Annotated in this window: 15 protein-coding genes and 3 tRNA genes; 12 read left to right on the top strand and 6 right to left on the bottom strand. The window is 58.8% G+C overall.

Translation table 11 applies throughout. The annotated features are described in order from the left end of the window. The first annotated feature begins 6 nt into the window (after positions 1-6). From pgsA to CKF42_RS09605, 4 genes are all read left to right on the top strand, one after another. On the top strand, positions 7-555 hold the full coding sequence (gene pgsA / locus CKF42_RS09620; RefSeq protein WP_009090977.1) for a CDP-diacylglycerol--glycerol-3-phosphate 3-phosphatidyltransferase: 549 nt from the start codon (positions 7-9) through the stop codon (positions 553-555). Between the two features lie 152 nt (positions 556-707). Continuing rightward, positions 708-783 (top strand) — tRNA-Gly (locus CKF42_RS09615). A gap of 40 nt (positions 784-823) precedes the next feature. Next, positions 824-897 (top strand) — tRNA-Cys (locus tag CKF42_RS09610). Between the two features lie 10 nt (positions 898-907). Continuing rightward, positions 908-994, top strand: a tRNA-Leu gene (locus tag CKF42_RS09605). A 111-nt stretch (positions 995-1105) separates the two neighbouring features. Here the strand turns inward: CKF42_RS09605 and CKF42_RS09600 are convergent. Both CKF42_RS09600 and CKF42_RS09595 read right to left on the bottom strand, forming a co-directional pair. Continuing rightward, entirely contained in the window at positions 1106-1363 is a 258-nt protein-coding gene (locus CKF42_RS09600; protein WP_111208064.1) for a hypothetical protein, read from the bottom strand. Positions 1364-1648: 285 nt separating this feature from the next. Further along, positions 1649-1846: a hypothetical protein gene (locus CKF42_RS09595; protein WP_009090971.1), complete on the bottom strand. Its 198-nt coding sequence runs from the start codon at positions 1844-1846 to the stop codon at positions 1649-1651. 181 nt (positions 1847-2027) lie between these two features. Between CKF42_RS09595 and CKF42_RS09590 the strand changes: the two genes are divergently transcribed. Continuing rightward, positions 2028-2225: a DUF6404 family protein gene (locus CKF42_RS09590; RefSeq protein WP_111208063.1), complete on the top strand. Its 198-nt coding sequence runs from the start codon at positions 2028-2030 to the stop codon at positions 2223-2225. 38 nt (positions 2226-2263) lie between these two features. On the opposite strand, the gene CKF42_RS09585 is transcribed toward CKF42_RS09590, so the two are convergent. The 4 genes from CKF42_RS09585 to CKF42_RS09570 form a co-directional block, all read right to left on the bottom strand. Beyond that, on the bottom strand, positions 2264-3769 hold the full coding sequence (locus CKF42_RS09585) for a SulP family inorganic anion transporter (protein ID WP_111208062.1): 1506 nt from the start codon (positions 3767-3769) through the stop codon (positions 2264-2266). A gap of 145 nt (positions 3770-3914) precedes the next feature. Then, a complete protein-coding gene (locus tag CKF42_RS09580; protein ID WP_033736573.1) occupies positions 3915-4169 on the bottom strand; it encodes a biofilm/acid-resistance regulator YmgB/AriR in 255 nt (84 codons plus the stop codon). 379 nt (positions 4170-4548) lie between these two features. Continuing rightward, positions 4549-4956: a DUF2000 domain-containing protein gene (locus tag CKF42_RS09575; RefSeq protein WP_111208061.1), complete on the bottom strand. Its 408-nt coding sequence runs from the start codon at positions 4954-4956 to the stop codon at positions 4549-4551. A gap of 41 nt (positions 4957-4997) precedes the next feature. Further along, positions 4998-5846 (bottom strand): AraC family transcriptional regulator, encoded by an 849-nt coding sequence (locus CKF42_RS09570; RefSeq protein ID WP_111208060.1) that lies wholly within the window; start codon positions 5844-5846, stop codon positions 4998-5000. Between the two features lie 145 nt (positions 5847-5991). On the opposite strand from CKF42_RS09570, the gene CKF42_RS09565 reads away from it, so the two are divergent. From CKF42_RS09565 to CKF42_RS09535, 7 genes are all read left to right on the top strand, one after another. After that, a complete protein-coding gene (locus CKF42_RS09565) occupies positions 5992-6423 on the top strand; it encodes a MarR family winged helix-turn-helix transcriptional regulator (protein WP_009090959.1) in 432 nt (143 codons plus the stop codon). A 2-nt stretch (positions 6424-6425) separates the two neighbouring features. Next, complete coding sequence (locus CKF42_RS09560; RefSeq protein WP_111208059.1) at positions 6426-8111, top strand: MFS transporter; 1686 nt, start codon at positions 6426-6428, stop codon at positions 8109-8111. Continuing rightward, the gene (locus CKF42_RS09555; RefSeq protein ID WP_111208058.1) at positions 8108-9202 is read left to right on the top strand and encodes an HlyD family secretion protein; all 1095 of its coding nucleotides are present in this window, start codon (positions 8108-8110) and stop codon (positions 9200-9202) included. Before CKF42_RS09560 ends, CKF42_RS09555 begins: the two co-directional genes overlap by 4 nt. Then, positions 9199-10581 carry an efflux transporter outer membrane subunit gene (locus CKF42_RS09550; RefSeq protein ID WP_111208057.1) on the top strand — a complete coding sequence of 461 codons (1383 nt, stop codon included), beginning with the start codon at positions 9199-9201 and terminating at the stop codon, positions 10579-10581. The genes CKF42_RS09555 and CKF42_RS09550 overlap by 4 nt, the downstream gene beginning before the upstream one ends. Positions 10582-10847: 266 nt before the next feature. Further along, positions 10848-11234, top strand: coding sequence for a hypothetical protein (locus tag CKF42_RS09545; protein ID WP_058957993.1), 387 nt, complete (start codon positions 10848-10850; stop codon positions 11232-11234). A gap of 228 nt (positions 11235-11462) precedes the next feature. Continuing rightward, a complete protein-coding gene (locus tag CKF42_RS09540) occupies positions 11463-12194 on the top strand; it encodes a beta-ketoacyl synthase chain length factor (protein ID WP_111208056.1) in 732 nt (243 codons plus the stop codon). Continuing rightward, a complete protein-coding gene (locus CKF42_RS09535) occupies positions 12187-12987 on the top strand; it encodes a 1-acyl-sn-glycerol-3-phosphate acyltransferase (RefSeq protein WP_009090948.1) in 801 nt (266 codons plus the stop codon). Before CKF42_RS09540 ends, CKF42_RS09535 begins: the two co-directional genes overlap by 8 nt. Positions 12988-12990: the final 3 nt, after the last annotated feature.

The raw sequence follows: 12990 nt of genomic DNA, 5'->3' as shown, positions 1-12990 counted from the left end.
CGGCATATGCAATTAAACATTCCGACGTGTCTCACCCTGTTTCGAGTCGTGCTCATCCCGTTCTTTGTGCTGGCTTTCTATCTGCCGTTCACCTGGGCACCGCTTGCTACCGCATTGATTTTTGTCTTTGCAGCCATCACCGACTGGTTTGATGGCTTCCTGGCGCGCCGCTGGAAGCAGACGACGCGTTTCGGGGCTTTTCTCGATCCGGTGGCGGACAAAGTCATGGTCGCGATTGCGCTGGTGCTGGTCGCAGAATATTTCCACGCCTGGTGGATTACTCTTCCTGCCGCAACCATGATTGCGCGCGAGATCATTATCTCTGCGCTGCGTGAGTGGATGGCGGAGATTGGCAAACGCAGCAGCGTATCGGTGTCCTGGATTGGTAAAGTCAAAACCACGGCTCAGATGTTCTCACTGTTTGCCTTGCTGTGGCGTCCGGATGCCACCATTGTGGCGGTGGGTGTCGTCGCCTTGTATGTGGCTGCGGTGCTGACTTTCTGGTCAATGTTCCAGTATTTAAGCGCGGCGCGCGGCGATCTGCTCGAACCGTGATCGATACGATTTAAAAAGCAGCAAACGGACAGGCGGTGAGGATAATTTTATTGACTCATCGCGTCAGGTCAGTAGAATGCAACGCATCGAAAGGCAGCGTGTCTGTCAGAAGATAAGTAAAATCAGCAGGTTCGACGAAATTGCTGAAAATTGCGGGAATAGCTCAGTTGGTAGAGCACGACCTTGCCAAGGTCGGGGTCGCGAGTTCGAGTCTCGTTTCCCGCTCCAGATTCGCAGGTCAGGTTAACCTGGCGGCACATCAGTTTAAGGCGCGTTGGCAGAGTGGCTATGCAGCGGATTGCAAATCCGTGTACCTCGGTTCGACTCCGGGACGCGCCTCCAGTTACACCCTGCCCGGGTGGTGAAATCGGTAGACACAAGGGATTTAAAATCCCTCGATCGTAAGGTCGTGCGGGTTCAAGTCCCGCCCCGGGCACCATATCGATTTACCAATAAAATCAATGATAAGCAGTGTCGTATGACCGCCTCATAAGGGCGGTTTTTTTGTGCCTGTTATCCTGCACAGATTCTGTTTTCTGCCTGCATCCCCTCAGCCACGCGAGCTGAACACCAGTTCATCCGGCGTGTCACTGATTAGCACCATCCGTTGTGCCTCACCACTGGATGACACAAATGTCACTTCATGTCCGATGCTGAAAGCCGCAAAGGCGTCGGTGGGCTGAACCGACTTCTGGATCTCCAGCACCAGTCGCGAGGGAAAGGGTTGGTCATTGACCGTATCAAGATGATAATTCGCCGTAAAACTCAGCTCGGGTTGATCAATTACGTAGAATTGTCCTGAAGGCATAGTGTTGACCTCTGCATAATCTGACCATTACGTGCCGCCGGAACAGGCTGCCTGAAACTTAAGGGTAGCTGAATAACCCTGTCCCGAAAGTCCGGCTTTACGGTTTTTGCTCTCTGCGACCCTGGCGGACAGCAGGTAACGCTCTCGCTGCCGGGTCAGCCGCCGGGTAATGAGAAGGAACAGGGGCAGGATGGGGGAATAGCGTCGCTGCCTGCCGGCAGACTGGGTAACGTCACGTGCGGGGGCGGCACCAGCCAGCCTGCAGGGCAGGCCAGCTGGTTGATATCAGGCCTGAGGCTGACCTGCCGGACCGACGCCACCGGGTGCGCCCACCGGTGCCTGTCCACCCGGCGGCGGCGGTGGCGGGGCATCTTTGCCTGGCGGCGGCGGAGGCGGCGCATGTCTGGGCGGTGGGGTCGGTGCGCAGGCGGTCAGCGTAGCAAGGATGGTCAGCGTCGATAACAGATAAGCAGTACGTTTCATCGTAATTCCCTGATCGGTTAAGCGGAGCGTTAAGTATAGATAAGCGCCGTCAAAACGCCTGACGTGAAGCAGACGGCAATGTTATTGTCGATTATTTGAGATGCTTCGCAACTTGTGCACGGTAACCATGCGTTTCAGACCAGAGATCGCTAAGGTAGCGCATCAATTAAGAGGAGTGGTTATGAATGGCATAATGAAGTTCGTCCGCGGCTGGCTGGTCTTTTCTCTCTTGTGGGGCGTGTTCATGTGGTTTATGTCATGGCAGGAGCAGGGCAAAGCGCCGGGTCTGGCAATTCTGATGAGTCTCTATGCGGGATTAATCTATCAGGCTCTGATGACGATGGTTGGCCGCTACCGGGCGCGGCGTCAGCAGGCGTAACAGGTTCTGCTGCCGCAGAGGCAGCAGAACCGCGCACGTTAACCGAAGTTACCGGTCAGACGTTGATGGAAGTCGGTACTGCGGGAATCCAGCCCCTCAATTGTCACTTCGGCACCATATCTTTGATAGCGATACTCAATGCCATCCAGCGCCGCGACGCTGGACGCATCCCAGATCTGCGCATGGGTTAAATCGATTGTGACCTTTTTGGGATCGTGAGCGTAATCGAAATGCTCAAACAGGTCGTTGCTGCTGGCGAAGAAGAGCGGGCCGCGCACGACATAGCGCACCGACTGACCATCATCGCTCAGCTGACGCTCTGCATGGATAACATGCGCAATGCGGCGGGCAAAGAGCAGCATGGCAAGGATCACCCCCGCAAGCACACCCAGCGCCAGATTGCCCGTCCAGACCGTGACCGCCACCGTCAGCACCATAATCAGCGTTTCTGACCACGGCATACGCTTCAGGGTGGCGGGCTGCAGGCTGTGCCAGTTAACGGTTTTCACCGCGACGACCATCATGATGCCCGCCAGAACCACCATCGGGATCTGCGCCATAATCTGACTCAGTCCGGTCACCAGTAACAGCAGCACCAGACCGGCCGCGACGGTAGAGACCCGGCTGCGTGCCCGACCCAGTTCCACGTTGACGATGGTCTGACCGATCATCGCACAGCCCGCATTACCGCCATAGAAGCCCGCCAGGATATTCGCCACGCCCAGGCCCCAGGATTCACGGCGCTTACTGGAGGGGGTATCCGTCAGATCATCGACCAGTTTGGCGGTCAGCAGCGACTCCATCAGCCCGACAAACGCGATACTCAGTGCCGTGGGCCAGATAATCTGCAGCGTCTGCAGGTTCAGGGGCACCAGCAGCGTATTCAACCCGGGCAGGCCAGGGCTCATCGGCCCCTCGTCACCCACGTTCGGCATGCGATAGCCCATCAGCAGTGCCACCGCCGTCACCACCACAATGGCGACCAGCGGGGAGGGCACACTTTTTATCAGGCGCGGCAGCAGCAGCACAATGGCCAGGGTGACGGCAAAGAAGATCCACACCAGGGGTGACTGACCCCAGACGTGCGGCACCTGTGCAAAGAAAATCAGGACCCCAAGCGCATTCACGAACCCCAGCATTACCGAGCGGGGAATGTAACGCATCATGCGCGCCAGACCGGCCAGGCCAAACAGAATCTGGATGATGCCGCCCAGCACAACGGCGGGCAGAATATATTCCACGCCATGCAGATGCACCATCGGCCCGATGACCAGCGCCACGGAACCGGCGGCAGCTGTGACCATTGCCGGGCGACCGCCCAGAATCGACAGGGTCAGACAGAGTACCACCGAAGCGACCAGGCTGACTTTCGGGTCGACACCGGCTATCACGGAAAAGGAGATCACTTCGGGGATCAGGGCCAGCGCGGTAATCACACCGGCCAGGCATTCGCGGGTCAGCAGCGCAGGCGAACGCAGTACGCGCCCCGTGCTGATATCGCCCGCCACAACGTCAGTTGCGGTAACATCATTAGTCTGGGTCATAAAGGATTGCAGGCTCTTTAGTTATTTTGCTCCCGCGCGGAAGGCGGAAAGAATGGGATAAACAGTGAGAGGCAGATACTACCGGGGGATCGACGAAGATACCAGAAAAAGGCGGTGGATTCCCTCCCTGGAATCGCGACTACAGCTAAAAGTCATCCGGGGTTTTGTGGACCACCAGGTCAAGCAGCTGACGGTAGATATCCAGCGAATCCCTGTCGCTTTCCAGTTCCAGTCGGTGGATCAGCTTTGAAATAATGGCCTTATTACTGACAGGCATACCCGATTGCAGGATTTCTGCGATCAGGACACCCAGCATTTCCATCTCGCTGGCGGGTTTATTCGCTGCGGGATTGAAATAGTCGGCAATTTCCTGGTCAGTCCGGGGAAGTGTATTTTGCATGTGTAAGCCCTTCATAACAGCCCGATTCCGGTTCGGATGTCAGGACAAAATCGATCAAAAAAGCCATCGCATGGACAGATGCGATGGTGCCAGCGTTAACATAACGCAGATAAAAAATAACCTCTGAAGGTGGAAATCCACTGACACCTTCAGAGGCGACGCAAGTGCATCATTCGTTACAGAGTCGCATGACAACTCGTGGCAGTAAAGTTATACAATGAAAGCCAATCTGTACAATCGAATCCTTTTGCAAAATGTGCTATTTGCCGCTTTTCAGCAGCTTATAAGGATTATTCCGAGAAAAAATCTGTACAGAGAACCTATACAACCCGCAGATCCGACCGGACAGATAAAAACAGTCAGGCACCCCGCAGGGTGATCAGGCAAATAACGCCAGCTTTGCCGTCAGCTTACGCAGCGCTTTTTTATCACCCACGATCGCGAGACCCAGCAGCCGCCACTGCCGCCGCGATTGCTGGCGCAGGGCGATGCTGAGCGCCTGATAATCGGTGGTGGCCTGTCCCTCTTCGGGAAACAGCACCCGGTCGTACCCGGCCTCTTCAGCCTCCAGCAGCAGTGCCCGCAGCTGCTCATCGGTGGCCGCCAGCACGGGAATACCGGTGCTGATCAGACCGGGGGAGGGATGGCGCTCCGCATCTTCCAGTGCATCGCCAACCAGCTCCGGATGACGCTGCCCCAGCGTTAATGCCAGCACGGCAGCGGCGTTGGTGGCTTTACCGGCTGGCAGCGCGGCATTCAGTATCATCACACATCGTAAGTCCTGCATTGCGTTTCTCCTCACTCAAAAAACGCATTGTGGCAACGGTGTCAGTTCGGGTCTGGAAGATTTGTGCAGGCGTGCTGATAGCGTGACGGCGTGAGCTGGCAGGCGCGTTTAAACCAGCGCCCCAGATGGCTCTGGTCGGCAAAACCCAGCGCAGCGGCCACGTCGGCAACCGGCTGGCCCTGCGCCAGCTGCCGGCGCGCCTGGCTCAGCCGCCACTGCACCAGCCAGGCGTGAGGCGGCAGGCCCCAGTGCGCCTGAAACAGGCGTGATAACCGGAAGCGGTCCACCTGCAGCTGCTGTGCCATCTGCGCCAGGCCGGGATTTTCCGCATGATGGGCGATCAGCCAGTCACGCGCCTGTAATGCCAGCACCGTATCTTTGTCCGGCTGGCGATCGGGCAGGAAGATCTGCTGGTGCGGCGTGAGCTGAGAGAATAACCGATCCAGAACCGCCTCTTTGATCAGGGCGGGATGGTTGTGCCACAGCGCCTCGAAGGCATGCCAGACGGCATAGGCCAGCGACCGATCGTCGCGCAGCGTTGCAGCAAACTGTAATGCGGGGGAGGGCGGCGCGTCACGCCCGGCCGGGTTGAGGTGCTGTGCAATCTGCTGTGGAGAAAGGTAGAGCATACGGTAGGTGAAACCCTGTTCGTTAATGGCATCCCCATCATGCAGCTCTTCCGGTTCCAGCATAAACACCGTGCCGGGTCGGCTCCGGTGCTGTCTGCGCCGCGAGTGAAACTGCTGTACTCCCTGCTCAGTCACACCGATCAGATAGCTGTCATGCCAGTGCGGATCATAGGCGTGACCGGTAAAATGAGCGCGCAGCGCCTCAATACCGCTGATGGCGTCACGGCGGAGATCCACCCAGTTTGCTGCTGGCTGTTTCATATTATCGGGCTCCCGATAGCGGACTCTGGACATTCTGCCGTGATCCACTAGTTTTTAACAGAACGGGCGCTTTTCAATCCCGTTTTGCTTTGCGTATAATAACCTTTCTATTTAATCAGAATCCTAACCATTAGGCTGCTAACATTTGTCTCAGCATACCCGTACCTTCACCCATTTACTGCACCTGACCGCACATGCCTGGCGCCTGGCGGTAGATCGTCATCTCAGAGACAGCGGCTTAAGTATGAGCAGCTGGATGGCTATTGGCCTGATCGCCAGCGAACCGGAACGCATGACGCAAACCGAACTGGCGCAATTGCTGGGGCTGGAAGATGCCAGCATGGTTCCGCTGGTGGATCGGCTGGTCAAACAGTCGCTGCTGACGCGGGTGCAGCCGCCGGAAGATCGCCGCAAGCGCCACCTGGTGCTGACCGAAAAAGGCAACGAGGCGTTTGCCCGCGTGAAAACCGAGGCCGATGCGCTGCGTACGGAGATGCTGGCTGACATCGACCCGCAGGATCTGGCCGTCACCGAACGTGTGCTGCAACAACTGCTGAGTCGTATGGGAAGTATGTAGCAGTGGCAAAGCGAAATCCCTACGCTGCACGCGAGTGGTTACCGCACGAAAAACCCATGCTGCCGGGCTCGCCCTCGACCCCGCTGCACCCGATGCCCAAACGCCTGGCGTTTGGCCTGATCGGTCTGCTGATTTCCCTGACCGGTGCGCTGAGTAACGCGCTGGTCACAGCAAATCTGGTCAATCTGCAGGGCACCTTTGGTGCCTGGTCGAATGAAATTGCCTGGCTGCCTGCGGTCTATGTGATGGGCAATATCTCGATCAACCTGCTGCTGGTGAAGTTCCGCCAGCAGTTTGGACTGCGGGTCTTTACCGAGGCGTTCCTGGTGCTCTATGTGCTGGTGGCGTTCTTTCATCTGTTTGCCAACGACCTCAGTTCCGCAATTATTGTGCGCACCGCGCACGGCATGGTGGCGGCCGCCCTCAGCTCACTCGGCATCTACTATCAGGTGCAGGCCTGGCCCGCAAAACATCGCCTGAAAGCGCTGGTTATCGGCCTGACGGTGTCGCAGCTCGCCATTCCGCTGGCCCGACTCTTCTCCTCTGAACTGCTGCAGCTCAACGAGTGGCGCGGTCTCTATCTGTTTGAACTCGGTCTGGCGATGATTGCGCTGGGCGGGGTGCTGATGGTGAAACTGCCGCCGGGTGACCGCATCAAAACTTTTGAGAAAATGGATTTCGTTACTTTCATTCTGCTGGCACCCGGCATGGCGCTGCTGTGCGGCGTGCTGTCGCTGGGGCGGATTGAGTGGTGGTTCACCACGCCCTGGCTCGGTATCTGTACCGCGATAGCGCTGACGCTGATTGTCGCGGCGATGGTGATCGAACATAACCGGCGCAATCCGCTGATCAATACCCGCTGGCTCAGCAGCGGAAACATGGTGCGGCTGGGCATCGTGATGATCATGATCCGTATCGTCCTGGCCGAACAGAACACCGGCGCGGTCGGCTTCTTACAGCAGCTCGGCCTGCAGAACGATCAGATGCGCGGTCTGGCGCTGGCTATTATCGCCGGGGTCATTGTCGGCATTGCTGCCAGCGCGCTGACCATTAAACCCAATCATCTGAACTGGCCGATTGTCGCCTCGCTGGTGGTGATGATTATCGCTTCACTGATGGATTCGCAATCCAGCCCGCTGACCCGGGGGCCCGAAATGTATTTCAGCCAGTTCCTGCTGGGTTTCAGCAGCGCTTTTTTTATGGCGCCCGCCATGCTGATGGGGATTGGCAGCGTCGTGACCCAGCCAAAGAATCTGGTCAGTTTTGTGGTGCTGTTTGGCATGAGCCAGAACCTTGGCGGTCTGATCGGTTCCGCCATTCTGGGCACCTTTCAGGTCTGGCGGGAAAAATATCACTCCAGCCTGCTGGGCGATCAGCTTTCCCTGCTCGATCCCAATGTTACCGAGCGGCTCAGCCAGTATAATGCGCTGTTTAACCCGCTGGTGGGTGACAGCGTGCTGCGCGGTGCGCAGAGCACCAGCCAGCTTCAGACGGTCGCCACACTGCAGGCGAACGTGCTCGCCTATAACGACACCTATCTGCTCACCGCCGCGCTGGCGCTGGCGACGCTGATGTGGGTAATCTGGCGTTTAACCCGTCGCCGTTATCTGGAGTGGCGTCAGGCGCGATTTAACCTGCGTGAGCAGCAACAGCTGGCCGCATTACAGGATTTAAGGGAGAAACAATGAGTCAGCAGGATGAGCTTCAGGCTGCAGAACGCGAACGTGTTAATCGCCGCCGTATTCTTTCTGTCGCCGTGGGTAGCGGCATTGTGGTGCTGGGCGTGCTGGTTATTCTCTACGCCTGGCAACTCTGGCCCTTTACCAGCGCGGTGCAGAGCACCGAAAATGCCTATGTGCGCGGTCAGGTGACCTTTATCAGCCCGCAGGTCAGTGGCTATCTCACCTCGGTGGAGGTGATCGATCTGCAGCCGGTGAAAAAAGGGCAGTTACTGATGACAATTGACGATCGGATCTATCGTCAGCGGGTGCACCAGGCGCAGGCGCAGCTGGCGATGAAGCAGGCGGCGCTGAACAATAACCTGCAGCAGCGTCGCAGCGCAGAAGCGACGATTCAGAGCAACAAAGCGGCACTGGAGAATGCCAAAGCCCAGGCGTTAAAAAGCGGCTTCGATCTGAAGCGGGTTGAGAACCTTGCGGCGGATGGATCGCTGTCGGTGCGTGAGCGTGATGCCGCCCGTGCCGCCAGCGCCCAGGCGCAGGCGCAGGTGCGTCAGGCGGCGGCGCAGATCGCCGTGGCACAACAGAATCTGCAAACGGTCATTGTAAACCGTGATGCGCTGGAGGGGGATGTCGCCAGCGCGCGTGCCGCTCTGGAACTGGCGGAGATCGACCTGGCGAATACCCGGATTACCGCACCGGATGACGGCCAGCTCGGTCAGCTGTCGGTCCGCACCGGCGCCTATGTCACTGCCGGAACCCGCCTGACGTCGGTGGTGCCCAATCACAAATGGATTATCGCCAATCTGAAAGAGACCCAGCTGGCCCATATTCGTCCCGGCCTGCCGGTGACGATTCGGGTCGATGCGCTGGATGGCAAGCGCTTTAACGGCGAGGTGGAGTTTATCTCCCCGGCTGCAGGCTCAGAGTTCAGTGCCATTTCACCCGACAACGCCACCGGCAACTTTGTCAAAATCGCACAGCGTATTCCGGTTCGCATCCGCCTGAATGAGCAGGATATGGCACAGCTGCGTCCCGGCATGTCCGTGGAGGTCAGCATCGATACGGCCGCCCGGCCCGCCGGTGAGGCTGCGCCATGAGGGGCCGCGTAGCGATCGCTGCCCTGTCACTGCTGCTGTCAGGCTGCGCCACACAGGTTGAAAAGGCACCGGCCTCGCTGCCGATCCCGGCGGCCTGGCGGGAGAGTGTCGGCCCCGGCGCGGCGCCGGAGGCAGAGTGGTGGCGTGCTTTTCATGATGAGTATCTCAACCGGCTGGTCAGCCAGGCGCTGCGCAACAATCCCGATATTCTTACGGCGCGATCCCGGGTCGATCAGTATCGCGCCCAGCTGCGCGCCACGCAGGGTGATAACTTTCCCACCGTCAGCGCCGGTGTGGCCGCGACCCGTGAACGCACGCTCTCGTCAGTGACGGGGCAGCCTTATGAGACCGATGTGTTTCAGGGCGTGTTACAGGGCAGCTACGAGGTTGATCTGTGGGGCGCGCGCAGCAGCAGCATCACGGCAGCGCAGGCGACCTTAGCGGCGCAGCAGGCGGCGGCGTCTGCCGCTGAGCTGACCATCGCCAGCTCGGTCGCGTCGGGTTACCTCAACCTGTGTGCGCTGGATGAGCAGCTGCGGGTCACCGAGGCGACGCTGGCCACCCGCAATAATTCGCTGAAGCTGGCCCGGCGTCAGTTTGAAACCGGCTACACCTCCCGGCTGGAGTGGATGCAGGCGGCCTCAGAATATCAGTCAGCCAAAGCGCAGATACCGCAGCTGCAGCATCAGATCGCCCAGCAGGAGAATGCGCTGAGCATTCTGGTGGGAATGAACCCGCGTACCCTTGCCCGGCGTCAGCAGTTTGACCAGATTCTGCCGCAGCAGATGCCGTCGCTGTTGCCTTCTGCGCTACTCAACCGCCGTCCCGACATCGTGCAGGCGCAGCGTCAGCTGCTGGCGGCCGATGCCAGCCTGGCGTCGTCACAGGCGAAGCTGCTGCCGTCGCTTAACCTCACCGCCAGCGGCACCCTGCAGAGTTCGGTGCTGCATCAGTTAGCGGATAATCCGTTCCGGCTCTGGAGCGTGGGCGGCAGCATTCTGGCGCCCTTGCTGAACCGTGAAGCGCTGACGGCGCAGGTCGATGTCTCAATGGCCACGCGGAACCAGGCGCTTTACAGCTATGAAAAAGTGGTGCGCAACGCCTTCTCGGAAGTCAACGATGCGGTTGACGCCATCAGGCAGAGAGAGGCCCAGCTTCAGGAGCTGCAAAAGCAGGAGGCCTACGTGACCGAGGCGCTGCGCATTGCCCGCAACCGCTATCAGAACGGTTATGCCTCTTATCTGGATGAGCTGGATGCGCAGCGCACCCTGTTTTCCACCCAGCTTAATCGGGTCACCGTCAAAAATAACCTCCTGCTGGCGCAGATCGATCTCTATCGTGCGCTGGGGGGAGGCTGGACGCCCGCCGCAACGCCATAATCGTCCTGGCCGATCCAGCCGTCGCCAGAGTTTCACGGCGCGGATCGGCCCCCTGACGACAGCAGGAGAGCCTGTTTCCTCCGCCGCAATCCCCCGAATATCCGCTATAAAGCCATGCATACTTCTGCTTACCTGTCTTTACATTCGATGGTATCATGCGCGGGTTTTACACCAGCCAGACGGAAAAGCGCACGAAAAGCGCAGGCTGCGCACGGCGAATTATCCGTTTATATTACTGATAAATATCATAAAAGAAGGGATTCCTGATGAATAAGAAGACGATTTTCACGCTGGCTGTGGTTGCTGCGTTATTGACCGGTTGTGCCCGCACCGCACCGATTCACAATGTGAATCAGAGCCTGACGCAGCGCTACAGCGATAACCAGATGAAAACGGCGATCATTGAAGCCGGCATTGGCCGTAAATGGGTGATGACCCCCGTATCGCCAGGCGTGATCACTGGCCGCCTGTCCCAGCGGGGTTTCGCGGCGACCATTCGCATCACCTACACCAGCCAGAACTACCGCATCGATTATGTCAGCAGTGAAAACCTGAAAGCAGGGCAGGGGCAGATCCACAGTAACTACAACCGCTGGATCGCCAATCTGGATCAGGACATTCAGTTACGCCTGTCGGCGCTGGCGGCGCAATAAGGCGTCTCCCGTCGCAATAACGTCCCGTCAGAGGACCTGAGTATAAAGATTGGCTCCACCCGGCCGACAAATCAGATGAGCTGCTATTGCTGTACCTCAGCATAAACCTCTACCGTGAACGCCCGTGGCGCGATCGGCAGAGGCGTTCAGCAATGCACTTTTCTGCACCGGGCAGGCGTAACGTCCTGATAATTGCTGACACCACACGTTTGACGAAAGAATGTTGAGATGAGACTCGCTTACTCACTGCTCGACTGGCAGGCCCTGGCTCCAGGATTACAGGGGCACGAGGCCTGGCAGGACTGGGCGCGACAGGGCACCGCTATCGATCCCGCAGGAGAGATGGCGAAACCGCAGTTTTTACCGATGATGACCGCGCGTCGTCTGAGCGGCGGCAGTCGTGCGGCGGTTGAGTGCGGGCTGGCACTGCTGGCCCGGCAGCGGGTGGACGCGATCGTCTTCACCAGCCGTCACGGCGAACTGGAGCGTAATCTGCGCATCCTCACCACGCTGGCCGATCAGCAGATGATGTCACCCACTGATTTTGCCATGTCGGTTCACAACTCGGCGGTGGGCAGCCTGACTATTGCGGCCAAAGCGCCGCTGGTCTCCACCTCCATCGCCGCCGGCATCGACTCTTTCCAGCAGGGATTGATTGAAGTCAGCGCCCTGCATCAGGCGGGTTATCAGCAGGTGCTGCTGGTCGATTTCGACGGCTGCGTGCCCGATTATTATCAACACTGGCTGCCGGAACAGGGCATGAATGTACCTTATGCGGTGGCGCTGCTGCTGGGTAAAGGCGAGGCATTGCGCTGCAGCGGTCGCCCTGAACCGTCGCAGACCCACGCGCCGCTGTGGCCGCAGAGCCTGCGTTTTCTGCAGCAGTGGCTGGCGGCGTCGCCCGCGTTCAGCCTGCCGGGTGAACGCCTGACATGGCACTGGGAGAGAGAACATGGCTGACTGTTCACAACCGGCACTCTGCGCGGGCAGCCGCCTGAACTACTGCTGGCGTCTGGTGATGACCGCGCTGAGTTTCACGCTGTTTGGCCTGGGTGGACTGCTGCTGTCGCTGGTGGGCTTTAATCTGCTGCTGCTGGTTCAGCGTGATTCGCTGCGCCGCCGTCTGCTGGCCCGACGCGCTATCGCGTTCAGCTTCCGCTGCTTTCTGCGGTTCTGCCGGCTGACCGGGGTCTACGACTACCGCATCGAAGGCGCTGAGCTGCTGCAGCAGGATCGCGGCTGCCTCATCGTGGCCAATCATCCCTCGCTGATCGATTACGTGATGATCGCCTCGGTGCTGCCGGAGATGGATTGTCTGGTGAAGGCCGATCTGCAGAAGAATCCTTTTATGCGTGGGGTGATCCGCGCGGCCGACTATCTGATCAACAGTGAAGCGGAGACGCTGCTGCCCGACAGTCAGCAGCGCCTGGCGCGCGGCGACAATATTCTGATCTTTCCGGAAGGCACCCGCACCCGCTACGGTCAGCCGCTCTCCCTGCAGCGGGGCGCCGCCAATATCGCCGTGCGCGCCGGCTGCGATCTGCGCGTCGTCCACATCACCTGCAGCCAGCGCATGCTCGATAAGCAGAGCCGCTGGTATCAGATTCCGCCAGTTAAACCGCTGTTTACTGTGCGTGTACAACCGCGAATCGACAGTCAGTCGTTTTGTGAAAGCAATCCCGATGCGCAGCCGCTGGCCGCGCGTCGCCTGACCCGCCATTTACAACAGGCGCTGGTCCCCCAGAACAGGTAAGAC

Origin of the sequence: Pantoea sp. ARC270, from assembly GCF_003236725.1 — a bacterium.
In the GTDB taxonomy this organism is placed as follows: domain Bacteria; phylum Pseudomonadota; class Gammaproteobacteria; order Enterobacterales; family Enterobacteriaceae; genus Pantoea; species Pantoea anthophila.
The sequence above is the reverse complement of the archived record's forward strand: the minus strand, read 5'-3'. Positions and strand labels throughout refer to the sequence as shown.